Here is a 23,240-nt window from a genome sequence, read left to right as displayed (position 1 = left end):
TGTTTTTATAGAAGCTGCAGGAGGCGATCGTACTTCATCGCTTGTTCCTTCTGGGCCTGTTCCTGTCTTCTCTGTGAATCGCTGTCGTTTTCAGCGACACCTGCAAACTTATTACGGTCCTTGATTAGAATTTTTGTAGTTGCATCAGAAACAAAGCCAACGATGCTATGAAAGGCACTAAAGACTTTCTCTTTCATCTCGGGACTTAGTTTCTTGGTGAAGTCGCTCTTAGATAAAAGCCCTTCTAACATTTTTTTATCACTGGCATAAATGCTCTCGGTGCTCATCGCAGGGTTGCTGTACTCTGCGGTGAGATCGCGGGTTTTCTTACGGTCTGCGGTAATGCTATCAATGAACTCTACATAGGAAGCTGTGAGCTCTTTAGCGCCACGTACGAAAAAGCCGTTGTTCGTATCCATATAGTAACTGCGAACATCCGCGTTTGCAGAGCCTATAATCATATCATTGCCTAAGACGCTGGCTTTCGTGTGGAGAGAAAGACCGGATCCCGCAGACTCTTTTACATACTCGAAATATTCAAAGCGGGCCGCGCGAGCGTCAGAGTATGAACCGAAGATCTCTCGACGGTTTTGGACTGTTTGGAAGAACTTTGACATAACGTAGCGGGCAGCAATATTGATGTGATTCAAGTCCGTTGTCTCCGGAGAGTTCGTTAGCAATGTCACACGGACTTTATGGCAGTCCCACGTACCGTCCATCATTTTTGCAAAACCACTCAGCAGGAGTGCCGGAGGAAGGAAGTATGCAGAGTGAATAATGACGCGCTTTTCTTTTCCTTCTTTTACAGAAGTATTGCAGGCGTGCTCAAGTCCCTTGTACCAAAGCTGATGGATGTACTTGCCGTATTTAAGTTCTTGACCAGGAATGGAACCGAAGCGGCGCTCGAGATTTGCCTCTTTTTCTCGGCGGTCGAAAGGAAGATTTTCAATATAGGCGAGGAGTAGGCCATTCATATCATTTGGCGAAAGCTCGTCAGAGTATGTGGGGCCTGTCTTCCAAGATTGAGTGTATGCTTTCTTTGGTAAGTAGAGCGTGTTGTAGGCCTTTACTCCGTTTTCGAGTGTTTTAGCGATTTTCGCCATTCGCGCTGGCAAGGTTTCATATTTCGGGTGGCGGGTGATTTCAAACTCGACACATTTTTCGAAGCGAATGCGATCTTCCGGCGTTTGATAATTCTTATTTGCACACTTATCGAAACTAGCTTTCATGGCCTCACTATTGACGACATAATCGTTCGGCATGAGTGAGCGGACATCTTTAAGTGGCACCGTCATTGTGCTAAAGTTCCAAAGGCGATCGTAGGCCTTGGAGATGGCCTCGCCTCCGCCACTGAGCTCCGCTGACATATCAGTATCCATAAAGATATACTTCGTGGTCAGTGTGTTTGGCTTCATATGGTAGGAGTTTTCTATGTTGCGGCCGCCAAGCTGAACAAAGCGGTTTTCAACAATGAGAACTTTGTGATGTGTAAAGTCTGTCACATGCTCCCAGTCCTGCAGAGATTTGTCGCCTTTTTGAGAGAGGGGGACTCGTCCCAAAATTTCGTTGAGGACCGGGTTCAGCTTGTCGCCGTAGAGCTGAAGAGCGAGGAGCACTTTCACTCCGGCGATAGGATCGTGTTTTGCCTTTGCCTTGTAGACAAGCTTAAAGAACTCGAGCAGCTGTTTTTTGTCATCAGAAGAAGCATTTCCACTTTTCATAAGGCCATCGATGTCTAAAATTTGACCTTTGATAATCGCCGTCGTGACGGCTGTGAAATCTAAATCATAGAGGCCTGCTAACAGAAGACGAGCATAGAAATCCGGATAGGCTTTTCCAAGCGTAGCCCACTTAGCATCAGAGCAAGTTGTTGGTTTGACCTTATCTGATGTAGAGGGACATGGAGAAGTCATGAACATCACATCACGTACGATGAGAGGAGTCGGTCGGCCATAGAGCTTGATCTGAATCATGCCGTGTCCTTGAGCCTCTAAGTATGAGAAGAGATCCAAGTTGCCGTAGTTGGTAATAAAATCCGCCATCAGGCGAATATGCACGCCACGGGCTGCCGCTTTGAGAAGTTCTGCTAAGAAAACGGCCGAGGATTCGTCTTGAGAGTATATGTAATATGAAAGGCGAATGGTCTCTCCCGGGCGTGCTGACCGGATCGCCTCGAGCTTGCTATCGAAGGCAGCGTCGTTATCGATCATTACGCGGGCTTTAGTGACTTTTAAGTCCGGTGCAGAGGCAGCTTCGAGGATGTCTTTGGCATCAAGGGCAGAGCCTTTAAAAAGTGATAGCGAGGCAGGCTTGCGAGCTCCGCCAGATTTCGGAGAATCATTGAATTGCAGAAAGTATGAAAGACAAACGGCGATGACAATACCGGAGAGCCAGAATCGAAGCACAAAAACTCCTTTTGCGGTCATATTCTATGATAGCAAAAGGAGTTGTATTTAGCGTTAAGCGGGACGGGAACCTAGACTTCTATCCATTCCGACCTAGTTGCAGACGGTCTTAGGAACCTGGACGGTGTCAGAGATCTGCAGAGTTTGGTTCGAGCTAGCCTCGATGAAGGCGCCAGAACCTAGGCTTGAAATCTTTTGCAGATAAGACTTTTGGGAAGCTGTAGGCACAGCCTGGTTGTAAAGATAAACAGTGTTTAAGCTGATTTGCTTTGGCGCTTCGGCAAGGATCGCATTCACGTCGTTCGTAAGATTTGTTATACCGTTCTTGCTGTCAGTATATGATGTATTTGTTGGTGAACCGTCCGAAACCATGACAACAACATAACCAGCGTCTTTTGTTGCTGTTACCATTTGGTCGTAGTGGATAATACTGCGAACGATACTGAGTGCGGCATCGTAAGGAGTATTACCTTCGTCTTTGATATTCTTAAGATCCATCACTGCCTGATTAATAGCGCTCATGTCTTTAGAGAAAATACCTTGGCCGCTGGAGTTCTTCAGCAAAGCATCGGCCTTCGTGCCTTGGAAATAAGCAAAAGCGAATTCGAAGTTCGGTTTGTTGCCATAAGCAGTAATGAATGAATTGATAGTATTTAAGCGCCAAGTCTTACCGACATCAGTTCCTGCTGCGCCATTGTTGCTGGCGTTGGAGCCGGAGGTATCAATAAGAAAAAGAACTTTTACGTTTTTAGTGCTGTTAATAAGGTCTACGCGGCAGTTGGAGTCGTCGCCACTATTATTATTGTTACTGTTACTGGTTGAGTCGTCAGTAATACCGTTTTTAATTAGAGACGATGCTGCTGCATCTTCGGTAAATGCAACTTTAGAACAGTTTTGGAAGCCGATGAGGCAAGCCAAGATCAATCCTGACAAAGTGGAAATGGCGAATACTTGTTTCATCTGTTTCATGCTGTCCCCCTGCTTACTTACAGTATCGAAATAAGTTTAGTGCAAGTGTCGTGCTAAGGCCGGAAGCATTGAGATGCGTTTCCGTGTTCAAAAAAATGACGTTCTGTTTTTTTTGACTGATTGATCGACGTTTCAATTGGTTTCAAAAGCAATTTTAATGCTGAAATCTCAAGCATTTATGGATTGTACGGACGGAGAACGTTTCAAAGAGAAACGGAAATGTCTAACTTTGAGATCTGTTCGCAGAGGGAACCTAAGAAAAAGACTGAAGCGACGAGGAAGTTTGTCGATCTCTTAGTCGCTTCGCTCATGGAACATGGGTTAAATTGGTGTGTTCTGGTTCGTTTCAGCAGCAAAGTCGAAGAACTGCATCGTCAGACAACAGACGGAATCTCTCTCTGGTGAGGACTCCAATTCGGCCATGAGTTCTTGGCGGAACTTGGTGAGCTTCTCAACCACTTGTGGAAATGCGGACTTCTTAATTTGAATTGTCGAAGCGGACATATTCCATGCGCGACTTTCCTTGCCGATGTGGTCGTTTACCTTTGACATCAATTGAGAATAATAGCGTTTCATTCCATCAAAGTTCGCATGGAAGGCAGCTGTGCGGTGCTGGTTGTTTACGGTCCAACGGCCATCATCTTCTTTGTGGATGAGGCTTACTTTCTCGAGTCTTTCGAGAGCTCTTTCAACCTCGCCGGGTTGGATGCCATATTGAGCACTGATAGCATCGATGCTTTGATCGGCGTTTGGCAATTGAAGGTACTCAAGCAGGACGTGGTGGTACCAGTCCGCGATGATACTAAAAACATTTTCATCGTATTTAGCGCTCATCATTTTGCGTGCATTAATTCTTTTTACAGCCATGTTTTTTACGAGGCCGCTGCGAGCATGTTCACAAAGTGCTAAATCAACAAAGTACTCTTTTTCAGTTGGTGAAAGATAGAGTTTGTCTGCGAGAGCCGGTGCGCGACGTTGGGAAAGGCCACGTTTGCGATTAAGAATTTCCGAGAGGCGAGAGCATGGAATTTCCAAATCTCTGGCAAAGGCGCGAAGAGAATACGAGGGATTCTTCTTTTGGCGTCTTTCAAATTCGCGAAGGATATAGTCTCTGTAATCTGTCGTCGTTACTTGTGTCATAAGTGCGTCCAAGATCTTTGAATATTTGTTATCTGTCATCCATAAAGTGCTTGTTTATGACTACGGATGTTCCCGGAGTTTCCACCAGAGGGGCTTTCCAGGCGATATCAGTGGGGAAAATGAATAGGTAAGGCGTTCCACCTAGTGCAGCAGAGAGGCTCTTTTTGAAAAACTTTTACGGCGTTTTTTGCTTACAGAGTGGTTTGTCCCTCTCGTGGAATGTTGTAAGTTTTGGCAGTGAAAAATAACTTCTGACACCTGTCTAAGAGGTTCAGAGGAGCTTGTGTCAAGATGAGACGTTGTTCAGTTGTTCGTCGAAATTTTGGAGATTCCCCTCGAAAATGGAATTAAGGGGGAAAGATGAAACTCGGCTACATCATGATCTTCAGTCTGCTTTGCCTATCTGCTTCGGATCTCTTTGCCAGTACAGAAACTTGTCGCTGTCCTAAAAAACCAACTTGTGCAAATGCGAACCGCATCTCTCACGCGCAGGAACTTGTCGGAAAAAAAGATTATCGTCAGAGCGTTGTAAATCAGAACGCCAACCTTACTTCGATTAAAAAGTTTATTCAGAAGGTGGTGCGTGAACGTTTAGCCAACCACGGGAGAAAGTACGCAGATCGCGTGAGTAATGCTATATTGAAAGAGAGTGCCAAAGAAGGTATGGATCCCTTATTCGTCTTGGCCGTTATTGAGACGGAAAGCCAGTTTAACCCACGCATTGTAGGTCAGCATGGAGAAATCGGGCTCATGCAAATTATGCCGGATACTGGTGAGTGGATCGCTGGCAAGAATGGCTTTACTTGGAAGGGCAAGCAAACCCTGAGAGACCCAGCGATGAATATTCGTATCGGAGTTTCGTATTTAGCATTTTTAAGAGAGAAATTTGAAGGAACTGCTTATCAGTATGTGGCCGCGTACAATATGGGCCCGGGGAATGTCAGAAAATTAGCATCTTTAGATATTCGTCCAAAAGACTATTCAATGCGTGTCATGAACAACTACTATGGGTTTTACCAAACGCTTGCTGATCGCTCGCCATAGAATAAATTCGCCCGGTTTTCGCCGGGCGAATTAAACTTACTAAATTACTTTTTTGCTACGAGTTTGAGGTTTAACTCAAATTCATCATTGATCACTTTATCAGCCGTCAATTCCTTGAAGAAATTGCCAGAGCCATATTTAAGACCCCATTTAGTGCGGTCTACTTTTACCTGAGCTTCACCTTTTACAGTGCCTTTATCCACAGTTAGTTTCGCAGGGAATTCGATTGGGTTGGTTTTTCCAATCATAGTGAGCTCACCTTTTACTGTGACTTCATCTTTTGCTTTTCCTGGAGTCACGCTCAAGATTTTGAAAGTTGAAGTAGGGTATTTTGTAACTCCGAAGAAATCGTCGCTTGAAAGATGGCCTACTAGTTTCTTTTGATATTCAGGGCTGCCTTTCAAATCTTCATCTGTGATTGTTGCCATGTCGATAGCAACAGTGCCGGAAGTGATTTGATTTTTCTTATCCAATTCGATTTGGCCTTCTTTCACAGAAATGCCACCAGTGTGGAAACTGCCCATTTTCTTAGAGCCTTTCCAGATGACAGAGCTTTCTTTGGTATCGATTTTGTAAATATCAGCTGCGTGTCCAGAAACAGAAGCAAGCAATACGAGAGTTGCGAAAACAGATTTCAACATAGGATTCCCTTTATTTAGAAGTTTGTTGTTTATCAAGTTTGGGACATCACCTACGGCCTGGCAACAATTAAGCGACAAACTAAACGTGTTGATAGGCAAACCTTTGGTCGTGATCATAGGACGCTCGGACTGCAAGTGAGTGAGTATAATAGAGTTCCAATTTGCAGGAGGGGTTATGAAGAAGCTACCTCAATTGATTACAAATGTAGAAGGTAAAGTGGGCTGGGCCATTTTATGGCTTTTAGGAATCCCACTTCCGGTATTGTTAGTGCTTTATGTTTTGCGAGGTTGCCAATAGCTAAACAAGGCTTGTGACAATATCTATTTTTCCACTTAAGGCCTGATGGATAGGACAATGATTTGCGATATCCAGGAGTCTTGCTTTCTGCTCGTCATTAAGTTCACCAACAAGATGAATTTTACGATCAAATTTTGAAGCGGCTTTTTGGTGATCCAAAATCACCGTAGTATCGGCGCTTTGTAGGGGCCAGCCTTTACGAAGTGCATACATTCGCAGAGTCAGCGCTGTGCATGCTGCTAAGGCGACGGCAAGATAGTCATGGGGTGAGGGTCCTAAGTCTTCGCCACCTTCAGCAACTGAAACGTCGCTAACGAGGGTATGGTTGCCGACTTGAATTCCATGGCTCAATTTGCCTTGCTGATATTTTGCGATCGCCGTGTTCATAGAGGCCTTTCTTAAGCAGTAACGAGTTGATATACCACTATAAAATGTAAGAGGCTGGCGACGACAACAAGTAAATGAAAAATTTCGTGATAACCAAAAATTTTTGGAAAGGGATCCGGACGTTTCAGCGCGTAGATAACGGCGCCGATTGTATAAACAATGCCACCCGCCAACATTAAGGCCATATTTGTAGGTCCTAATGCTGTGCTCATTTCGGTAAAATAGAAAACTCCAGCCCACCCCATGATAACATAAAAAATAGCCGAAACCCATTTCGGCGCCGTGACCCAAAAGAGCTCTTTAAAAATACCCGCAATTGCAAGAGACCAGAAAATCCAAAGGAGATGATTGCCTGATTCTCCTTTGATTCCTAAAAGACAAACCGGTGTGCCGGTTCCCGCAATGAGTAAGAAAATTGCCGAGTGATCTAAACGTCGCCACCACATCCGGGCTTGAGCGCTCCAATTGATACGGTGGTAGAGGCTACTGCAGGCAAACATTCCTGCAAGGCTGAGTGCATAGACCAAGCTCACCATACGAGCCGCTTTTTCATGAGCGGTTGCAATAAGCACACTCCCAGCTCCTAGAGCGATAAAAAAAGCAGCTTGATGAAAATGCCCACGCAAAAGCGGTTTCGTTTTTTCAACCATGGCCAAGCATAGCTATGAACTTAGTGCCTGTCACATCAAGAAATTGCAGTGCTGCGACTAGAGCGTTTATTCTCGATCATTTGTCGCCATAGGGTGACCAAGGGACAGATTTTTTTCTCGTGGGACAGAGCTTTGAGCAATTCTTCCGTTCCCGGATCTTTCCACAAAAGAATTTTCACTTTTCTGAGAATTTCAGAACTCAAAGTCACGTTGGTCCATTCATCTTGAGAAACAATTCTTGTAAAGCTCATCGCAAATTCCTTTGCTGAGGTTCGCTATGTTTAGCGTAACAAAAAGAGGGGCCATATTGGAAACTGGATCCTTAGGTTGAAAGACAACTGAAAACCAAATTCAAACGAAACGCGAATCGCAGGGGTTTGTAGGGATGCTGTTGACAAACATAGTCGTCCGAAGATTGGTGCAATTTTACAGCGGAAAAAGGTTACTGCTTATGGGAGCGATTTTGTAAAATGACGGCAAGTGAGGGCTTATATGATTTCAAAACAATCTAAAGGCCAAAAGAAACCCATCGTTCCTCCCGCAAGACCTCAACCTGAAGTCGATAGAGATTTCGATGAAGAGGTGGATCAAGAGGCGAATCTCCATGCTCCTCAACTGGACGACTATGAAACAATGGTCCCGCTTAGTGGTGAGGAAACAGAGATTGAGAATCCGGCAAAAGATATCAAGAAATCTGTCAGCACCGAGGAGCTCACTGCAGATGATGTTTCTTATATGTTGAGCAGACATCCCGAGATAGATGCCTCCGAGATTGTAATTCGCGTCGATAAAGGAGAGGTGATCTTGACTGGATCGGTGCCTGAAGAGCGGATGAAGTTTATGGCGGCGGAAGTGATCAAGCTCATTCATGGAGTTAGATCCGTGAGCAATCAGCTCAAGCACGCGCGGGTTCAATGAAGAGGCGCTGATGCTTCACATAGACTGCCAAAATAAAATTATGCGAAAGAGACGGTGCTTCGTAGAATACCGATAGTTTAAAAACTAATTCGGAGGTCTTATGCATCGGCAAATTTTCTTCATTTTTACTATTATAGTTTCGTTTCTTTTCAATAGTGCGGGATTTGCGAAATCCAAGAAAGAGCTCGATTTCGAAAAATTAGAAAAACAAGTCAAAGGGAATTTGGCAACGTTCGATAAGCTCGATTTTGATTTCTTCTCGAAGCAAGATTGGACTGGCTTCGCCACGACTCACACTAAAAACGTTAAAGTCTATTGGCCCGACGGGCATAAAACAGAAGGTCTCGATAAACATATCGAAGATATGAAGTACATGTTTAGCTATGCTCCTGATACGAGAATTTCAGAGCACCCTATCAAAATTGGACAAGGTGAGTGGACGGCTGTCTATGGCATCATGGAAGGGACGTTTACGAAACCGATGACGACTCCCGAGGGGAAAGTTATTCAACCTACAGGAAAGAAATTTAAAATTCCGATGGCGACAATCGCTCATTGGACCAAGGAAGGCCCTTTGGATGAGGAATATCTCTTTTGGGATAATCAGACGTATATGAATCAAATGGGATTGGGGAAGCAATGATAAAGCAACTCATGAAACAAGCTAGATTGAGGGTTTTGAATTCGCTCGTCATTTTATGCGCACTCAGCGGGGCTGCAAATTCATTTGCAGCAGTTAAGTACGTTAAAGGCAAATACGAAATTGACCCAGCCCATACTCGAGTGTCGTTTACGATCCCACACTTCGTGATTTCTCAAGTGGAAGGCCGATTCGACGATGTCAAAGGTGACTTTACTATTGCTGAGCCATTTGCTGCATCGAAAGCCAACGTTGTTATAGATGTCAAATCTGTCGATACTGGCGTTCAGCAGCGTGACGATGATCTTCGCTCTAAGAATTTTTTTGAAGTCGCCAAATATCCAACGATGAAGTTTGTCACAAAGTCGGTTACAGGGACCCCTGAGTCGTTCAAAGTTGTTGGGGCCCTCACAATAAAAGATGTGACGAAGGATGTGACATTAGATGGGAAGCTCGGCGGGAGCTTGAAGGACCCTTGGGGTAACGAGCGCTCTGCACTGACAATGACAGGTATGGTGAATCGCCGCGACTTCCATATTAATTATAACGAAATGTCAGAATTAGGGCCGGGCGTTGGTGATGAAGTTACGATCAGAATCTCTGTCGACGGTATCATTCCAAAAAAGAAGTAGACCTATGAAACAAAAGATACACACGGCAAATGAGTTGCTCGCTGCAATCAACAACCCGGCGTCTCGAGTTTTGGAGTTGCAGACGTCGCTGCTATTGCCATTTTCTTTGACGCTTCCTCCAGGAGTCCATCTTCGCGGGGTGGATCAGCAGAAGTGCGTTCTGAGCTTTAATAATGGTGATGGTATTGGACTGACTGCCGACAATGAAATCGCCAATTTGACAGTCCTTGCTCCTCACTCTCATCGTGCAATCTTTGCTTTAAGTGATCGGGCGGATTTGGGCACCTTGAAATTAAAAAATCTAACAGTGACTGGACAGATTCAGATTCTGACTCGTGTTGGAACAAAGAAAGCCAAGCTTTTTGCCGATCAAATCGATGTCATCGCCTGTGATGCCCGGAAGTATTCTGAACAGCCACAGAAGTATGGTGTGAACGTCTATCAAGGTGCTTTCACGGTTTATAATTTCAACGGGGATTCTGAGAGTTTGATCGAAGCGACCCTCACGAATATTTCCATTGGTAGAAAGGGAGCCCCTGTTTTTGGGTCGGGTCTTTACATCAGTGGGTTTGGCGATACCGGTGGCCGTGTTGAAGTGGATCAGCTAACGACTGGTGAGGTTCACGCGACAGGAATGATTCCCTATGGAACTGCGGATATAATTACCGGAGGCGTCTTTGTCGTCTATGGAGCCCACGTGAAAAAAGCAGTTCATCATGGCTCGGTTGTCACCTATGGAGTGAACGACATGGTCTTGGATGCTTGGGGAAAAGTCGATCATTGGATCGCTGAGAAGCCGTTGCTATCTTATGGTCCGAGCGGAATCGGGTTTGTGAACTTTGGTGTTGTCGAAAACTTTGAGGCGCAAGATAAAATCGAAACTTTCGGATTGGGAGCTCGAGGATTCAATCAATACGATGGCACGATTGGTAAAGCGAAGTTCGCATCTATCACGACCTATGGAGATGGCTCTATAGGAATGCAGGTGAGTAAACCTGTCGGAAGTATCGAGATCACAGGCTCAGTGAAGACCCATGGCTCTGTCGGCGCGACTCTCGTGAAGGGAGTCATCATGAACCTTCCAGCCAATGCTATCAGCGTAAAACCTGGTGGTGAGATTCGTGAGCTCATCGTTGCAGGCGATGTTCACACTCTCGGTCGTGATGTGACTTCGCTTGAGATCGAAGGAAAAATTTTAACTTTGTCTGTGAAGAAAGAAATTCTCGCGGATCATGGTGTTGCTATTCGAGTTGCTAAAGGTTGTGAGTTGCCGAATCCAGATCGGCTGACTGCAAAAGGTGCCAAAGGAAATATCGTTAAGGAGTGATCGCGAGCTCTCGATGGCTTTCTTAGTTTTTATGAAGGTATTTTTTAAGAGGGCCCTATGAAGGGTAAAAAAGAAAAAATGGTCGGGGAGACAGGATTCGAACCTGCGACCCTCTGGTCCCAAACCAGATGCGCTACCAGACTGCGCTACTCCCCGACAGAGGTGCGAGAATAGTTAGTTTTGGGCCAATTTGTCAATTTCACCCAGACCATAACGCAATATGATATTTGATGCCGGGCTGAGAAGGGTCTAAGCTTGGAGTCATGGAAAAGTTTTTCAATTCTCTGCCGAAGCCCGTTCTTGCTGCCCTCGTGATTGCTGCTGCTTTGATCTTTTTTATGGTGAATGATCCCCCAAATACGGTTTGTGACATACAAGCCGGCAACCTTAAAGAGTCCCTCAAGGGGCAGGTCTTCCCCTCCCAGGATTCTAAAAAGCGCAAGATTCCTCCGGCGATTGTTGGAGCTCAAGAGTCTTGTCAGCAGGGGAACAGTGCGGGCTCTTGCTTTGAGTATTTTAGTATCCTTCGTAAAGCAGCCCGTGAGATTCGTAACTTTTCTAGTAACTGCCGGACCGATCTGCTGGGTATTTCGGAAATCAATAAAGGTCTGCGTGATGGTGTCACGCTCATGACGAAGATGGCTTGGGGGAGCCGCCCACCGGAGCCTGGAATGGCCCGTTTCGGCTGGCTCTCGGATTCTGAGCTGAGTCTCTTCTGCATGATTCGCGATGTCTACATCCAAAGCTACGGTGAAGAGACTTGGAATGGCATTCGAGAGAATATTTTTAAAGAACTCCCCGGCGAGCCCCCTCTGAGCAAGCCGGGAAGCGAGAGTGTCGGTGTTGAGCCGCCCAAAGCGATCGCCACAATGACGGACAAAGACATTTGGGCTCGTAGCGTGTTCTCGGTCCGCTGCGAAAACTATCGTTAGATTGAAACCAATTGGACGGTCTTCCATTCGCGTGAAAGACCTTTCGTCTTTGTGTCGCCCACGAAATAGAAGCTATTATCCGCGATATGGGTGATCTTGAATTTTTTCTTGGTCAGCTTATGAAGCGTCCATTCCGATGGATTCAAACCGAAATTCTTGAGCTCGCTCCTAAGTCTTAATTGTATCTGACACATATCCCCTCCGGATTGATGGTTGCGAAAGGGGTTATTGCAAGATCATGCCCAAGGCGTGGGCGGCGTAAACGGCAATTAGTTCAATCTGACGCCGCTGAGCCGCTTGTTTTGTCCATTTCTTTGGAATACTGTTCCTAAATATGAGACAGAAAAGATTCCTGGCTTATCTTGCCGGACAAGCCGTCGTTATTATTGCCGTCGTTTTTATTTTCAAATTGAACAGTGATGTTAAGCTCGCGTCGGTACAGGCGGGGACGTTGTTTGTTCTATTGCCGCTGATTTTGGGGATCCTAGAGTATAAAAAATCCAAACTCGCGCGCGTCGGCTTTTTTGTAGGCCTCTTGCAATTCTGGGTTTTCTTTGCGCTTCCTATATTAGGACTGCGTTTGCTGAACTGGGATGTGCCATTTAACGAATTATCTTTTATGGGAGTTCCAGGAACGACTCTGCATCAATATGCGAACCACAGTTATATGGTTATGATGGCTTTGACCCTATGGAGCTATATTCGCCGGAAGTAATCGGCGGTAGAGATGTAAGAAATACAAAAAGCCAAGGTGTTTGCCTTGGCTTTTTTGCTTCTAACGAAGTCTGTAGAATCTAATTAGATTTCGAAAGGAACTGGAGAGATAGCTTCAGCTCTGTTGAAAACGTCGTATGCAGGCATACCGTTTGGCAACAAACCAAGGCTACGAGCCTTTTTAACAGCAGCAGCAACTTGTTTTTGCTGAGCTACGCTCAATTTAGAGATACGAGAAGGCGTAATTTTGCCACCATCGCTAACAAAACGAGTTAAAGAAGACGGATCTTTATAGTCGAAAAGATGGTCGCCTGAGAATTCCTGTCTGTATTTGCTTCTTGTAGCTTTTTTCATTATTTGGTCCTCTTCGTTAGTGAGGGACTGTATATACGACAAAAATCAGTTGCCAACAAGTGTCTTTTTTCATATACGGTTGATTCTTGTTTTGACCGGATTGCTTTCTAGGCGCCATTTTGGCGATATTAAGCAGAGAGTTTAGAGGAGTATATACAATGAGCAGATGCGAACTTACTGGAAAAGGCCCTGTTGTTAAGAACTTGGTGAGCCACTCCAACATTAAAACTAAATCTACAGCTCAACCAAATGTTCAAAAGAAACGCATATTTAGCCGCTCTTTGAACGCAATGGTGAGATTGCAAATCGCTACTAGCGCCATCCGTGACATGGAGCATATGGGCGGTTTTGATAACTTTATCTTGAACCAACAAGATGCAGTTCTCTCTAAGCGTGCATTGGCTGTTAAGCTCAGAATCAAAAAGAAAATCGGCTCTAACAAGAAGTAATAAAGGGAGCAGACCGTGATTAAATTGAAAATTAAAAAAGGCGCAACAGTACAAGTGATCGCTGGCCAAGATAAAGGCAAAAAAGGCACTGTATTGTCAGTGAACGTAAAAGCCATGAAGATTCAAGTTCAAGGCGTTAAAGTTCAAACTCACTACGATAAAAAAGATGGCTTGTTGAAAAAAGAAGGCTTCATTGATTATTCAAATGTAAAGCTTTTGGATGCTCCATCTAAAGAGAAGAAAACTTCTAAAAAAGCAGCGAAATCAAAAACTGCTTAATTCTAGATAGTGTTGAAACAAGCAAAGTTTCTTTCTTTCGCATTCTCACGTAAAGGCTCTGGATTCAGGGCCTTTATGCTTTTCTTTTGTCTCAGCACGGCGGCTTCTTTGGCCCCGGCTTTGACGATTATTTGCAAAAATGAAAAATCTGTTCGCACTCTGAGAACTGACAAAACTTCGACTGGTTGCCGTGCTATTTATACAAAGCAAGGTGTTGACCAGGTTGTTGGATCTTCAGTGCGTGATCCGAACGGCTGCGATGGCATCATTGACGGAATCCGTAAGACACTCGAAGGCAGTGTTTGGAAGTGTCGTGATGTTAAAGAAGCTGTCATTTCAAATCTTTCAGAGTAATTCCTAGAAAATCCCATACCCATTGAGGGTAAAACTCCCTAAACTTAATTCACATCTATGTGATGCGGGGAGAGCGTATGTCTCAAGAACTCAAAGTGGCTGTTTGCCAAATGACTTCCGTCGATGATGTTCAGGCGAATTTGCGCCAGATCGAAGCTTTGATCGGCGAGGTGCCTGAGAATTCGGGCGTGCGACTCTTCTGCTTTCCGGAAAATGCTCTCTATCTCCGAGTAAAAGAAGGCGAAGCGATTCCTCCGTTCACTTTTAAGGATCATGTTTTTCAAGACCTCGCAGTTCTTGCACGTCGGAGAAAAGCTTATCTGCATATCGGTTCCGTGCCGTTGCAGATGGGGGATTTCTTATACAACTCTTCGGTGATCATTTCTGACGAAGGGAAGATCGAGACGAGTTATCAAAAAATTCATTTGTTTGATATTCAGCTGGCGGGTCAGAAGGCGATTCGCGAGTCCGACGTTTTTCGCCATGGCGAAGGCACGGGTGTATTTGTTGTTGATGGTTGGAAGATTGCGCAGTCGATTTGTTATGACCTTCGGTTTGCTGAGTTGTATTCCCAATATGCTCGGGAGCAAGTCGATGTGATTCTGGTTCCGGCGGCTTTTTTGACTAAGACTGGAGAGGCTCATTGGGAAGTTCTTTTACGAGCGAGAGCCATCGAGAGTCAGTGTTACGTTGTGGCCGCTGCTCAGGTCGGGCGCCACGAAAGCGTGCGAGCCAGCGGTCATCGTGAAACCTATGGCCACTCTTTGGTTGTCGAGCCCTGGGGAGGCATAGCGACGCATTTGGATGGGGTGAAGAAACAGACTTCTGTCTGTTCACTTTCCAAGGCCAAGATAGAGGCCGTCCGAACACAGATCCCAATGGCTCAGCACCGGCGGATTTCAGTAAAATAGAGCATACTTCCTAGTGACTTTTTTCTCATTATGTTTTCAAATCAGCCCATAGCAGACAAGAGGCCGGAGGCCCTTGTTTTAATTATGGAAATAGCGACTTGTTACGGAGGACCGAGATGACTCAGCCGCCTAAGTTTGGAGTATTGCTCGCTGGAATTTTCATCGCATCTGGAATCGTGCTTTCTTCTGTGGCTCATGCCGAAGAAGTGATTGCGGGTTCTGTTTTTGATGAGTCCAAAGAAGCCGAAATTGCCCAGAAAGCTCGCCGCCGCGCTTATGTTGGTGGACGTGATGAAGGGGATCTTGCGGTCCAACCGCAATTGACGGCTCCAACTCGTAAGATGGCACCTCAAATTGAGGGCGCTGAGAATTCGGCCGACGACTAGTCCCTGTACGTTTTTTGGAGATGAAATATGGCGATCAATGACCAACTCCCTGAAGGAGTCACTCGTGAAACAATGGACGTCGATGTCCTGATCGTGGGTGGCGGAGCTGCGGGCCTTTCTTGTGCCTTGCATTTACAAAATCAAATTGAAAAACATAACGAAGATGTGGCTTCAGGGAAAAAACAAGGTTCTCCGATTCCAGAACAGATGATTGTTGTTTTGGAGAAGGGTGCTGAGATCGGTGCGCACAGTTTCTCGGGCGCGGTTCTCAATACAAAAGCTTTGTCTGAGTTGATTCCTGATTTCAAAGAACAAGGCTGTCCACTGGACGCTGAAGTGACGAAAGATGCGGTTTACTATCTTGGTGAAGAGAGCGCGATGAAGCTTCCGATCACTCCGCCGCCTTTCCATAATATCGGTCACCATATCATTTCATTGTCGAAGTTTAATCGCTGGTTGGCGGAGAAGTGTGAAGCTAAAGGCATCAACATCTTCCCGGGCTTTGCGGCGGTTGAGGCTCTTTATGATGGCGATAAAATTGTCGGTGTTCGCACGGGCGATAAAGGCCGCGACAAGAATGGCAATCCAAAAGGCAATTTCGAGCCAGGCCTTATCTTGAATACAAAATGCGTGATCTTTGCTGAAGGTTCACGTGGTTCTTTGTTCCAAAAAGTGTCTAACAAGCTCAACCTTCGCGATGGCAAAAATGAAGAAGTCTTCGAAGAAGGCGTCAAAGAAATCATTCAGATGCCTGCGGGCACTGTTGAGCCTGGTCAAGTTATTCACACAATGGGCTTCCCATTGCACAAATCAATCGGTGGTACGTTCATCTACACAATCCCTGGCGATAAGATCGTATTGGGTTTGGTGGCGTATTTGGACACACAAGATCCATTGCTTGATCCACACCGTGAATTGCAAAAATTGAAAACTCATCCGTTCATTCAGAAGATGTTGAAGGGCGGTAAGGTCGTTGCTTACGGGGGTAAGACTCTTCCTGCGGGCGGCTGGTACTCTATGCCGAAACTGGCTGGTAACGGTTGGATGGTAGCGGGTGATTCTGCAAGCATGGTCGATGTTCAGAAGCTTAAAGGTATTCACTTGGCGATGAAGTCAGGGATGCTTGCGGCTGAAGCGGCGGTTGAGGGCATCGTAAAAGGTGATTTCTCTGCAGCGACAACAAAGGCTTATGAAGAGAAAGTTCATAATAGCTTCATCAAGTCTGAACTTTATCGCGTTCGTAACTTCCACCAAACTTTGAGCAAAGGCTTCTTTGAATCTTTGCCGTTGATCGCTTTGCAAGAGATCACAGGTGGTCGTGGCTTGTTTGATAATATGAAAGCTCATAAGGATTCTAAGACGACACACAAAGTGGTGGAGATCTGGGGACCTGAAGGCTTGAACGCGCCAGAGAATAAACTTCCGAAGCCAGATGGCGCTCTTTTCTATGACAAACTTTCTAGTGTTTATTTAACCGGAACAATGCACGACGAGGACTCTCCTAATCACCTTTTGGTGAAGGACACTGACGTCTGCCGCACGATCTGTGAGCCCCAGTATAAATCACCATGTAATCATTTCTGCCCAGCGAGTGTTTACGAGATGTTGCCATCTCAAAAGCATCAGGGTCAGTTTGATCTCCAGGTAAATTATACGAATTGTATTCACTGTAAGACTTGTGATATCAAGTGTCCGTTCGAAAACATCGAATGGACGACGCCCGAGGGAGGCGGCGGCCCACAATACAGAGAAACGTAATCTTTTTGGATGAGGAACGTTTCTTAGACAGGAGACGTTCCCATGCCAGAGTTTTTCGCATCCACGCCTAAAGGCCTCGTTGAGGCTCTCGAAAAAGAACTACAAGAATTAGATTTACATGTCCTAGAAAGAACCGCCGGCGGTGTTTTCTTTGAAAGCAGCTGGGAAGGGGCTTACAAAGCCAATCTTCATTCGCGCATTGCGAGCCGTATCTTGAAGCCGGTACTTGAGTTCGTGGCTTATCAGCCTGATGAACTTTATCACAATATTCTGAAGCACGATTTCACGAAGTACATCAAACCAAATCAAACGATTTGCATCGATGCTACGATCAAAGAATCTATGATGCGCGATCAGCGCTTTGTTGCGATGAAAATCAAAGATGCTGTCGTGGATCAGTTCCGTGACAAGTTTGGTGTTCGTCCAGACGTTGATAATAACAATCCAGATCTTCGCATCCATGTTCGCGCTATGAAAAATCAGTTCATGGTAGCCATCGATCTTTCTGGCGACAGTCTCTTCATGCGTGGCTATCGTAAAGAAGTGGGTGAAGCTCCTTTGAAAGAAAACTTGGCGGCGGGCTTGTTGGCTCTGACTGAGTGGGATCGCAAGAGCACGCTTGTTGATTTCATGGCGGGTTCTGGGACTTTGTTGATTGAAGGCGCGATGATGGCGCTCAATATTGCTCCGGGCGTGCACCGTAAACGCTTTGGTTTCCAACGTTGGTTGAACTACGACAAAGAAGTTTGGGAAAAGCTTGTTCAAGAAGCTATGGACCAAGAAAAAGAAGACCTTGATTTTAAATTCCACGGTTACGATATCGACCGCCGTATGATCGTTGTTGCTAAAGACAATGCTCGTAGCGCCGGTGTAGATCACGTGATCGAATTCAAGCGTGAGCCTGTTGCAACAGTCGCTCCGCCAGCTGAAAAAGGTTTGGCGGTGGTCAATCCTCCATACGGGACTCGTATCGGTGATGAGGACAATCTTCGTGACGTTTATCGTGACCTTGGCTTCACTCTTAAGCATCGTTTCAAAGGTTGGGATTGCTGGATTCTTTCTGGCAACAAAGATTTGATTGGCGATTTGAAGTTGAAATCAACTCGTAAGCACTTTGTCTTCAATGGCAATATCGAATGCCGTTGGTTGAAGTACTCGATGTTCTAGGTTTTATGCGCCAGACAAAGAGACTGATCATCAGACCGCTGGAGCTCCATGACTATGAGAATTGGCGCCAGGCTTATTCTATGCTTCGTCCTGCTCAAAACGAGTGGGACGAAGGTGCATGGAAAGACAGCGAACTGACTCTTCCAAAATACAAAGCATTATTGAAGAAACTTGCGAAGATGCGACAAAGCGATGAGTTGCATGATTATGCTGTCTTTCGTAAAGACGATGGCGTGTTTCTTGGTTTTGTGCGATTCATGAACGTTTCGCGCATGATTTTTCAGAATGCTTATCTGGGCTATCGCATTTTTAATAATTACTGGGGCGAAGGTTATGCTTCTGAAGCTTGCCGCGGTGCTATCCAGATTGCGTTCAAAGATTTGAAACTCCATCGCCTTGAGGCTGGCATTGAGCCTCACAATAAAGCTTCCATTCGAGTTGTAAAGGCCATAGGCTTTCGTAAGGAAGGGCTGAGTAAGCATCGTCTTCTAGTTCAGAAGAAGTGGAAAGACATGCTGATCTTTGCAGGAACTTGCGAAGATTTTAAAATCAGATATCGCAAATGACCACAGCTTTGATAGTTTTGCTAAATATGGCCTTCGCAGCGACGCCTGTGGATGGTTCTTACTTGCGTTCTTGTTACACCGTAAATGACGACGACACTCTTCAATCGGTCATTGATATTCAAGCGGATAAATGGACACAAACCCATGTCGCTTTTGAAGACAGCGCATGTAAGACGCCTTATTTGATTTATCAAATAGAATACAATGTAAAAGTCGGGGATCATGATTTAGATCTTGCGATGGCTAGGGCTTCGTATACTCCTTTGAGTGATGAAGTTTCCGAAGCGCTGAATATGATCGCGTATTGCGGTTTCACGACTTGGAAGTCTCATGAGAAAAAAAATGTGACGGGGCTTCTGTGTGATGAGTTTCAAGTGCCGAAAGCTTCTGAAGTTCTTTATTCTAATTTTAAACTCCAAATGAACCCTGATCAGAGTGTGGCTCTGTATCTTGGGGCTTCGGCTCAGGGCGAAGATGGGAAGAGCGTTTCTGCTCGTTATCGCGGTACTGAGTCTGTACCTTATTTAAAACTCCAACCATAGGTCCGTGGTGCCTCTGTTACCTTGTAAAAGCCAAGTAAGGGTTTTTATTGGTCTTTTAAATATTTTTACAAAGTAAATAAAATAAATTCATAACATATTGAAATCAGACGATAATTATCTTAAGTTTGTATTCAAGTTATGGAATTAGAGAACAAAGAAAAACCCCTATTAAGACCGGTCATCAGCGAATCCACGGATCCAGTGGACTTTGTAAAGCAGATGATCGAGTACCGTAAGAAGACTGAAAAAGGCTTCTCGGTGCACGCAGCAACGGCGAGCCTTCGTCGTGTGTCTCCGTCTTTGGTGTCGCTGATTATCGCGCGCAAAAGAAAGATCACGATCGATCGCGTGGAAGAGCTTGCGAAGCTGTTGCAGCTGAATGCCCAGGAAAGAATCTACTTCAAGAACTGGCTTGCGCGCCTGGAGGATAGCGAAGGTGCTGAGCCTGTTCCTGTAAAACCGGAGTTTCAGACGCAGAACCGCCGCAAGGAAGTCGGCACACATATTCTGACGGATTGGATTAACGTGTACGTGAAGGACTGCTTTCAGCTTCCGAAGGTACAAGAGAATCCACAGCTCGTTTATCGTTACTTAGCATCTTACGCGCATCCAAAGCGCCTGGAAAAGTCTGTGGAGTTCTTACTGCGCGAAGGACACTTGCGCAGGACTCTCGACGGTAAAATCGTTGTGGAAGCAAATTTGGCAGTGGCTGACCCGAAAGTGCCAAGTCGCCAAATTCGCCAGTTCCACAAGGGCGCTTTGGGTGTAGCAAAGACGGCCTTGGAAATGTTCCCGCCGACAGAACGCATGGCGAATACTTTGATTATGCCTTTGAATGAAAAAAGTTATGGCGAACTTCTGGAGATCATCCAGGAGTTCTCGGAAAAACTGCAGAACTTTGCAGCTCTGAATCAGGAAACGGGAGATCGCTTGTACCAATTGATTGTGAACTTGAGCCCAACAGGGGGAAAAGTAGAATGAGATTACTAATATTCATCTTCGGATTAATTTCAGCCCAGCACGTGATGGCATCAACGTTTGTTGGAAACGGTGGAAATGCCGGCGATATCGAAATGCAAATCACGATGGGCCAGGCGCAAAAGAGCTTGGCATTTATCGATGGTAATAAAGATAACTACACGGCCGATCTTTGCACTTGTTCCTCGCAATTCGAGGGGCGTCCGGTGTGCGATATTTTAAAGAAATTAAATCAAGAACAGACACGTTTCTGCGCTCGTTTTGTGAGTATGAAGGCGGGTGATCTGTACCGTCTTCTGAGTGAAAAAGGCAACCTCAGTGTGTCTTGGACTCATGATCAAATTGAAGTTCAAGAAGAGGGCCGTCTGCGTGGAGCCGACGCCGTTACAGACCCTAAAAAAATGACGATGACACTAAATCAGAAACGTTTCTTAGATCTGGATGAGAACGAAAGACTTTTTTTATTCAGTCACGAGCTTTTTCATCTGACAACCTACCAAGGAAAAACGTTGAGTGATGAAGGAGAGATTGGGCCGTTTAAAGGACCGGACGGCGGCAGACAATTTATCAATGCAATGGCTGCAACTGTTGTGATGCAAGCAAATGACTACGGCGTTCTGAGAGAATACGCGGCCGCACAGAAGCGTTCAAAGAGTTATAAAAAGACTTATGTCAGTGTCGGTTATGCGGCAATGACGACGCCAAATGATACAACGACGGCCTTTGATGTAAACAAAACAACGGGCGCGCAGTTCGGTGTACGTTATCAACTCACTCCAGAGTTTGGCGTTCTTGGACAGATGTCGCTTCTTCGCGGCGAAAAAGTCGTGATGTCGACGATCAATGCAAAGGAGGAAAGAAATGTGCTCGGGCTCGGCGCTAGTTATCGATTCTTTCCATTCGCTAATCCTCTGACGAGTTGGGGACAGTCTCACTTGGTCTTGAGTGCAACGGTTGATTTGCTGAGCGGAACCTACAAGTACGACGAGCAAGGGGTTGGTGGCAGTGCTAAAACATCGTCTACTGGCTTTACAGTGGGTTGTAACTATTTCATTCCGTTCGACTCTGGTCTCTGGGCTTATGCGGGGGCAAGCTACTCAACACTAAATTATACCTACAATTTGGATAATCAAGTGGACTTAAAATACAAAGATAATGGAACGACTTTTGCTCTAGGAGTGACCTATGGATTCTAAAAAATTATTTGCCATCTTAGGATTTATCTATTGCGCAGGTCTTGTGGGCTGCGGGGTTAACTCGGGTCTCGGTGATGACCGTGATTATTATGTCGGTAACCTGACAAAAGATATCGCTGCGTTGACGACCCCAGATGAAGGCCAGTCCCAGAACTTGGTGATTTTTGATAAAAAAGTTCGCCGTATTCATCAGTTCGATCTGACGGAGATGAAGCACGTTCGCTCCTTCGAAGTGCGTAATCCTGAAATTCCTCACTATGTTTTGTATGGCAACGCTGGAAACTACATTGTCGATCTTTCTGAAAAAGGCATCTCCATTTTCAATCGCTATAATCAGGCGAATCACAATCCGATTAAGTTCTTGGGTAAGCCGGTATCTGCGGCCTTTTTGCCCAGCAAGAGTCTTGTCATTGTTTATGATGATTTGATGACTGTTGGGATGATGAAGCTAGATGCTAACGGGGAAGTTGTTAAGAAATGGGTTGGTGGAGCCTCTATTGCAAACGGTGGCACCATTGCTTCCGGTGATTTGAACGCTGATGGCAAGCTAATCTTAGCATTGAGTGATGGTTCTGTGGTTGTCACAGATCCTGAGGCTAGCATGGATGCCCATAGCTGGGTTGCAAGTACACCGATTGCAACAGGCTTGAATGACATCAAATGGTTGGCGCCCCTCCCGAAGACCCCAAGCCAAGTGATGCTCAGAGCTTACGGAAAAATTGCGTTGCTGGATTTGACCTCCAAGACGATTGTTTCAAGTTATGATATTCAGGACTCAGTCACGAAGCTTTCGAAGTTCAATGATCCGCATGTGGTGATGCAAACCGGAGCGGTCGTAAAAGTGGCGTACGCAAAGAACTCTGCGATTCAAGTAAAGACGTTCTACACAAACGTCGGCAAGCTGGAGATGAATTATCTTTTGAGCTCGAACTTGGATTTGACGAAGAACACGTGGTCATTCGTCGACACGACAGAGCGCACAGACTATTTCTTCTTTAACGATGTCGATGCATCGAAGAAGAACCGTCACTTTGTAAGATATGATTTCGATAATGTGGTTGCAACTCATGAAATGAATGTTGCGAATGATACACAGGTGGAGATTGCAGATGATTTTATCTTCGCTTTGTTTCCACGAGCTCTAGGATATGGAGTTCGCTACGATATCGATACTGAGCGCCAGTCGGAACTGGCGCGCTTTAATCTGAAGTATATTCCTGCAGACTAGAAAGGCTTTGTAACGGCCAACCATGCAGCGGTTGTGCCCAAAGCAACAAAAAGAACCATCAAAGGCCAGCCCATCTGGCCTTTTCTTTTAGCCAAAGCAATCGCTCCGCCCAAAAGAACCCAGATGCCAAGTTTGGCGATAGCCCAGTTCGGCATATTGCCCATGAAGCCCATGCGTGCAAGCAAACCGAAGCCGCCAACGAGCATGATCAACAAACCCACGCCATGAGTAATGAAAGCCATTTTCTTTACGCTGCCGGTGAATTGCACGCCGGCCATTTTCAAGGTCAATGCTGAGCTTAAACCGAAAAACAAAAGCATGAGGCCGCAGAGATGGAGAACTTTGTAGAACTCATAGGACATGGTTGACTCCTCC

The 23,240-nt window shown here is 45.5% G+C and carries 29 protein-coding genes and 1 tRNA gene; 19 read left to right on the top strand and 11 right to left on the bottom strand.

What is annotated here, in order from left to right; translation table 11 throughout:
* Positions 1 to 5 precede the first annotated feature (5 nt).
* From JSU04_12790 to JSU04_12780, 3 genes are all read right to left on the bottom strand, one after another.
* Positions 6 to 2,405, bottom strand: a complete 2,400-nt coding sequence (locus JSU04_12790; GenBank protein ID MBS1971182.1) for a hypothetical protein — start codon at positions 2,403 to 2,405, stop codon at positions 6 to 8.
* Positions 2,406 to 2,498: 93 nt separating this feature from the next.
* Entirely contained in the window at positions 2,499 to 3,374 is an 876-nt protein-coding gene (locus JSU04_12785; GenBank protein ID MBS1971181.1) for a VWA domain-containing protein, read from the bottom strand.
* A gap of 321 nt (positions 3,375 to 3,695) precedes the next feature.
* Positions 3,696 to 4,514: a TIGR02147 family protein gene (locus tag JSU04_12780; GenBank protein MBS1971180.1), complete on the bottom strand. Its 819-nt coding sequence runs from the start codon at positions 4,512 to 4,514 to the stop codon at positions 3,696 to 3,698.
* 360 nt (positions 4,515 to 4,874) lie between these two features.
* On the opposite strand from JSU04_12780, the gene JSU04_12775 reads away from it, so the two are divergent.
* Positions 4,875 to 5,558 carry a lytic transglycosylase domain-containing protein gene (locus JSU04_12775; protein MBS1971179.1) on the top strand — a complete coding sequence of 228 codons (684 nt, stop codon included), beginning with the start codon at positions 4,875 to 4,877 and terminating at the stop codon, positions 5,556 to 5,558.
* A gap of 44 nt (positions 5,559 to 5,602) precedes the next feature.
* On the opposite strand, the gene JSU04_12770 is transcribed toward JSU04_12775, so the two are convergent.
* The 4 genes from JSU04_12770 to JSU04_12755 form a co-directional block, all read right to left on the bottom strand.
* Complete coding sequence (locus tag JSU04_12770) at positions 5,603 to 6,199, bottom strand: YceI family protein (GenBank protein MBS1971178.1); 597 nt, start codon at positions 6,197 to 6,199, stop codon at positions 5,603 to 5,605.
* Between the two features lie 298 nt (positions 6,200 to 6,497).
* Positions 6,498 to 6,884 carry an OsmC family protein gene (locus tag JSU04_12765; protein ID MBS1971177.1) on the bottom strand — a complete coding sequence of 129 codons (387 nt, stop codon included), beginning with the start codon at positions 6,882 to 6,884 and terminating at the stop codon, positions 6,498 to 6,500.
* An 11-nt stretch (positions 6,885 to 6,895) separates the two neighbouring features.
* Positions 6,896 to 7,534 (bottom strand): hemolysin III family protein, encoded by a 639-nt coding sequence (locus JSU04_12760; GenBank protein ID MBS1971176.1) that lies wholly within the window; start codon positions 7,532 to 7,534, stop codon positions 6,896 to 6,898.
* Between the two features lie 35 nt (positions 7,535 to 7,569).
* Positions 7,570 to 7,785 (bottom strand): hypothetical protein, encoded by a 216-nt coding sequence (locus JSU04_12755; GenBank protein MBS1971175.1) that lies wholly within the window; start codon positions 7,783 to 7,785, stop codon positions 7,570 to 7,572.
* Positions 7,786 to 8,026: 241 nt separating this feature from the next.
* On the opposite strand from JSU04_12755, the gene JSU04_12750 reads away from it, so the two are divergent.
* From JSU04_12750 to JSU04_12735, 4 genes are all read left to right on the top strand, one after another.
* Complete coding sequence (locus tag JSU04_12750) at positions 8,027 to 8,452, top strand: BON domain-containing protein (GenBank protein MBS1971174.1); 426 nt, start codon at positions 8,027 to 8,029, stop codon at positions 8,450 to 8,452.
* Between the two features lie 100 nt (positions 8,453 to 8,552).
* Entirely contained in the window at positions 8,553 to 9,095 is a 543-nt protein-coding gene (locus JSU04_12745; protein MBS1971173.1) for an ester cyclase, read from the top strand.
* Positions 9,096 to 9,106: 11 nt separating this feature from the next.
* Positions 9,107 to 9,724 (top strand): YceI family protein, encoded by a 618-nt coding sequence (locus tag JSU04_12740; protein MBS1971172.1) that lies wholly within the window; start codon positions 9,107 to 9,109, stop codon positions 9,722 to 9,724.
* Between the two features lie 4 nt (positions 9,725 to 9,728).
* A complete protein-coding gene (locus JSU04_12735) occupies positions 9,729 to 11,051 on the top strand; it encodes a hypothetical protein (GenBank protein MBS1971171.1) in 1,323 nt (440 codons plus the stop codon).
* Between the two features lie 79 nt (positions 11,052 to 11,130).
* Here the strand turns inward: JSU04_12735 and JSU04_12730 are convergent.
* Positions 11,131 to 11,207 (bottom strand) — tRNA-Pro (locus JSU04_12730).
* Between the two features lie 107 nt (positions 11,208 to 11,314).
* On the opposite strand from JSU04_12730, the gene JSU04_12725 reads away from it, so the two are divergent.
* Positions 11,315 to 11,983, top strand: a complete 669-nt coding sequence (locus tag JSU04_12725) for a hypothetical protein (protein ID MBS1971170.1) — start codon at positions 11,315 to 11,317, stop codon at positions 11,981 to 11,983.
* On the opposite strand, the gene JSU04_12720 is transcribed toward JSU04_12725, so the two are convergent.
* Positions 11,980 to 12,177 (bottom strand): hypothetical protein, encoded by a 198-nt coding sequence (locus JSU04_12720; GenBank protein MBS1971169.1) that lies wholly within the window; start codon positions 12,175 to 12,177, stop codon positions 11,980 to 11,982. The two genes, JSU04_12725 and JSU04_12720, sit on opposite strands and share 4 nt — an antisense overlap.
* Positions 12,178 to 12,317: 140 nt before the next feature.
* Here JSU04_12720 and JSU04_12715 point away from each other — a divergent pair, with 140 nt between their 5' ends.
* Positions 12,318 to 12,698 (top strand): hypothetical protein, encoded by a 381-nt coding sequence (locus JSU04_12715; GenBank protein MBS1971168.1) that lies wholly within the window; start codon positions 12,318 to 12,320, stop codon positions 12,696 to 12,698.
* An 83-nt stretch (positions 12,699 to 12,781) separates the two neighbouring features.
* Here the strand turns inward: JSU04_12715 and rpsR are convergent, their stop codons facing one another.
* A complete protein-coding gene (gene rpsR, locus JSU04_12710) occupies positions 12,782 to 13,051 on the bottom strand; it encodes a 30S ribosomal protein S18 (GenBank protein ID MBS1971167.1) in 270 nt (89 codons plus the stop codon).
* 158 nt (positions 13,052 to 13,209) lie between these two features.
* Here rpsR and rpmB point away from each other — a divergent pair, with 158 nt between their 5' ends.
* The 12 genes from rpmB (at position 13,210) to JSU04_12650 (ending at position 22,865) form a co-directional block, all read left to right on the top strand.
* Complete coding sequence (gene rpmB / locus JSU04_12705; protein MBS1971166.1) at positions 13,210 to 13,500, top strand: 50S ribosomal protein L28; 291 nt, start codon at positions 13,210 to 13,212, stop codon at positions 13,498 to 13,500.
* Between the two features lie 18 nt (positions 13,501 to 13,518).
* A complete protein-coding gene (locus JSU04_12700; protein ID MBS1971165.1) occupies positions 13,519 to 13,779 on the top strand; it encodes a KOW motif-containing protein in 261 nt (86 codons plus the stop codon).
* Between the two features lie 75 nt (positions 13,780 to 13,854).
* On the top strand, positions 13,855 to 14,133 hold the full coding sequence (locus JSU04_12695) for a hypothetical protein (GenBank protein MBS1971164.1): 279 nt from the start codon (positions 13,855 to 13,857) through the stop codon (positions 14,131 to 14,133).
* Positions 14,134 to 14,210: 77 nt separating this feature from the next.
* Positions 14,211 to 15,044, top strand: a complete 834-nt coding sequence (locus JSU04_12690) for a carbon-nitrogen hydrolase family protein (GenBank protein MBS1971163.1) — start codon at positions 14,211 to 14,213, stop codon at positions 15,042 to 15,044.
* 116 nt (positions 15,045 to 15,160) lie between these two features.
* A complete protein-coding gene (locus JSU04_12685; protein MBS1971162.1) occupies positions 15,161 to 15,430 on the top strand; it encodes a hypothetical protein in 270 nt (89 codons plus the stop codon).
* A gap of 27 nt (positions 15,431 to 15,457) precedes the next feature.
* Complete coding sequence (locus JSU04_12680) at positions 15,458 to 17,188, top strand: electron transfer flavoprotein-ubiquinone oxidoreductase (protein MBS1971161.1); 1,731 nt, start codon at positions 15,458 to 15,460, stop codon at positions 17,186 to 17,188.
* A gap of 42 nt (positions 17,189 to 17,230) precedes the next feature.
* The gene (locus tag JSU04_12675) at positions 17,231 to 18,355 is read left to right on the top strand and encodes an RNA methyltransferase (protein ID MBS1971160.1); all 1,125 of its coding nucleotides are present in this window, start codon (positions 17,231 to 17,233) and stop codon (positions 18,353 to 18,355) included.
* Positions 18,325 to 18,921 (top strand): GNAT family N-acetyltransferase, encoded by a 597-nt coding sequence (locus JSU04_12670; GenBank protein MBS1971159.1) that lies wholly within the window; start codon positions 18,325 to 18,327, stop codon positions 18,919 to 18,921. Before JSU04_12675 ends, JSU04_12670 begins: the two co-directional genes overlap by 31 nt.
* Positions 18,918 to 19,463, top strand: a complete 546-nt coding sequence (locus JSU04_12665) for a hypothetical protein (GenBank protein MBS1971158.1) — start codon at positions 18,918 to 18,920, stop codon at positions 19,461 to 19,463. Before JSU04_12670 ends, JSU04_12665 begins: the two co-directional genes overlap by 4 nt.
* A 138-nt stretch (positions 19,464 to 19,601) precedes the next feature.
* On the top strand, positions 19,602 to 20,444 hold the full coding sequence (locus JSU04_12660) for a TIGR02147 family protein (protein ID MBS1971157.1): 843 nt from the start codon (positions 19,602 to 19,604) through the stop codon (positions 20,442 to 20,444).
* Positions 20,441 to 21,637 (top strand): hypothetical protein, encoded by a 1,197-nt coding sequence (locus JSU04_12655; GenBank protein MBS1971156.1) that lies wholly within the window; start codon positions 20,441 to 20,443, stop codon positions 21,635 to 21,637. Before JSU04_12660 ends, JSU04_12655 begins: the two co-directional genes overlap by 4 nt.
* Complete coding sequence (locus JSU04_12650; GenBank protein ID MBS1971155.1) at positions 21,627 to 22,865, top strand: hypothetical protein; 1,239 nt, start codon at positions 21,627 to 21,629, stop codon at positions 22,863 to 22,865. Before JSU04_12655 ends, JSU04_12650 begins: the two co-directional genes overlap by 11 nt.
* On the opposite strand, the gene JSU04_12645 is transcribed toward JSU04_12650, so the two are convergent.
* On the bottom strand, positions 22,862 to 23,227 hold the full coding sequence (locus JSU04_12645; protein MBS1971154.1) for a hypothetical protein: 366 nt from the start codon (positions 23,225 to 23,227) through the stop codon (positions 22,862 to 22,864). The two genes, JSU04_12650 and JSU04_12645, sit on opposite strands and share 4 nt — an antisense overlap.
* Positions 23,228 to 23,240 lie beyond the last annotated feature (13 nt).

The organism is Bdellovibrionales bacterium (genome assembly GCA_018266295.1).
GTDB lineage: Bacteria > Bdellovibrionota > Bdellovibrionia > Bdellovibrionales > Bdellovibrionaceae > JACMRP01.
The sequence above is the reverse complement of the archived record's forward strand: the minus strand, read 5'-3'. Positions and strand labels throughout refer to the sequence as shown.

Coding starts and splice junctions, on each gene's coding strand:
- JSU04_12785 (MBS1971181.1), bottom strand. CDS start 3,374: ATGAAACAGATGAAACAAGTATTCGCCATTTCCACTTTGTCAGGATTG.
- JSU04_12780 (MBS1971180.1), bottom strand. CDS start 4,514: ATGACACAAGTAACGACGACAGATTACAGAGACTATATCCTTCGCGAA.
- JSU04_12775 (MBS1971179.1), top strand. CDS start 4,875: ATGAAACTCGGCTACATCATGATCTTCAGTCTGCTTTGCCTATCTGCT.
- JSU04_12770 (MBS1971178.1), bottom strand. CDS start 6,199: ATGTTGAAATCTGTTTTCGCAACTCTCGTATTGCTTGCTTCTGTTTCT.
- JSU04_12765 (MBS1971177.1), bottom strand. CDS start 6,884: ATGAACACGGCGATCGCAAAATATCAGCAAGGCAAATTGAGCCATGGA.
- JSU04_12760 (MBS1971176.1), bottom strand. CDS start 7,534: ATGGTTGAAAAAACGAAACCGCTTTTGCGTGGGCATTTTCATCAAGCT.
- JSU04_12755 (MBS1971175.1), bottom strand. CDS start 7,785: ATGAGCTTTACAAGAATTGTTTCTCAAGATGAATGGACCAACGTGACT.
- JSU04_12750 (MBS1971174.1), top strand. CDS start 8,027: ATGATTTCAAAACAATCTAAAGGCCAAAAGAAACCCATCGTTCCTCCC.
- JSU04_12745 (MBS1971173.1), top strand. CDS start 8,553: ATGCATCGGCAAATTTTCTTCATTTTTACTATTATAGTTTCGTTTCTT.
- JSU04_12740 (MBS1971172.1), top strand. CDS start 9,107: ATGAAACAAGCTAGATTGAGGGTTTTGAATTCGCTCGTCATTTTATGC.
- JSU04_12735 (MBS1971171.1), top strand. CDS start 9,729: ATGAAACAAAAGATACACACGGCAAATGAGTTGCTCGCTGCAATCAAC.
- JSU04_12725 (MBS1971170.1), top strand. CDS start 11,315: ATGGAAAAGTTTTTCAATTCTCTGCCGAAGCCCGTTCTTGCTGCCCTC.
- JSU04_12720 (MBS1971169.1), bottom strand. CDS start 12,177: ATGTGTCAGATACAATTAAGACTTAGGAGCGAGCTCAAGAATTTCGGT.
- JSU04_12715 (MBS1971168.1), top strand. CDS start 12,318: ATGAGACAGAAAAGATTCCTGGCTTATCTTGCCGGACAAGCCGTCGTT.
- rpsR (MBS1971167.1), bottom strand. CDS start 13,051: ATGAAAAAAGCTACAAGAAGCAAATACAGACAGGAATTCTCAGGCGAC.
- rpmB (MBS1971166.1), top strand. CDS start 13,210: ATGAGCAGATGCGAACTTACTGGAAAAGGCCCTGTTGTTAAGAACTTG.
- JSU04_12695 (MBS1971164.1), top strand. CDS start 13,855: ATGCTTTTCTTTTGTCTCAGCACGGCGGCTTCTTTGGCCCCGGCTTTG.
- JSU04_12690 (MBS1971163.1), top strand. CDS start 14,211: ATGTCTCAAGAACTCAAAGTGGCTGTTTGCCAAATGACTTCCGTCGAT.
- JSU04_12685 (MBS1971162.1), top strand. CDS start 15,161: ATGACTCAGCCGCCTAAGTTTGGAGTATTGCTCGCTGGAATTTTCATC.
- JSU04_12680 (MBS1971161.1), top strand. CDS start 15,458: ATGGCGATCAATGACCAACTCCCTGAAGGAGTCACTCGTGAAACAATG.
- JSU04_12675 (MBS1971160.1), top strand. CDS start 17,231: ATGCCAGAGTTTTTCGCATCCACGCCTAAAGGCCTCGTTGAGGCTCTC.
- JSU04_12670 (MBS1971159.1), top strand. CDS start 18,325: ATGCCGTTGGTTGAAGTACTCGATGTTCTAGGTTTTATGCGCCAGACA.
- JSU04_12665 (MBS1971158.1), top strand. CDS start 18,918: ATGACCACAGCTTTGATAGTTTTGCTAAATATGGCCTTCGCAGCGACG.
- JSU04_12660 (MBS1971157.1), top strand. CDS start 19,602: ATGGAATTAGAGAACAAAGAAAAACCCCTATTAAGACCGGTCATCAGC.
- JSU04_12655 (MBS1971156.1), top strand. CDS start 20,441: ATGAGATTACTAATATTCATCTTCGGATTAATTTCAGCCCAGCACGTG.
- JSU04_12650 (MBS1971155.1), top strand. CDS start 21,627: ATGGATTCTAAAAAATTATTTGCCATCTTAGGATTTATCTATTGCGCA.
- JSU04_12645 (MBS1971154.1), bottom strand. CDS start 23,227: ATGTCCTATGAGTTCTACAAAGTTCTCCATCTCTGCGGCCTCATGCTT.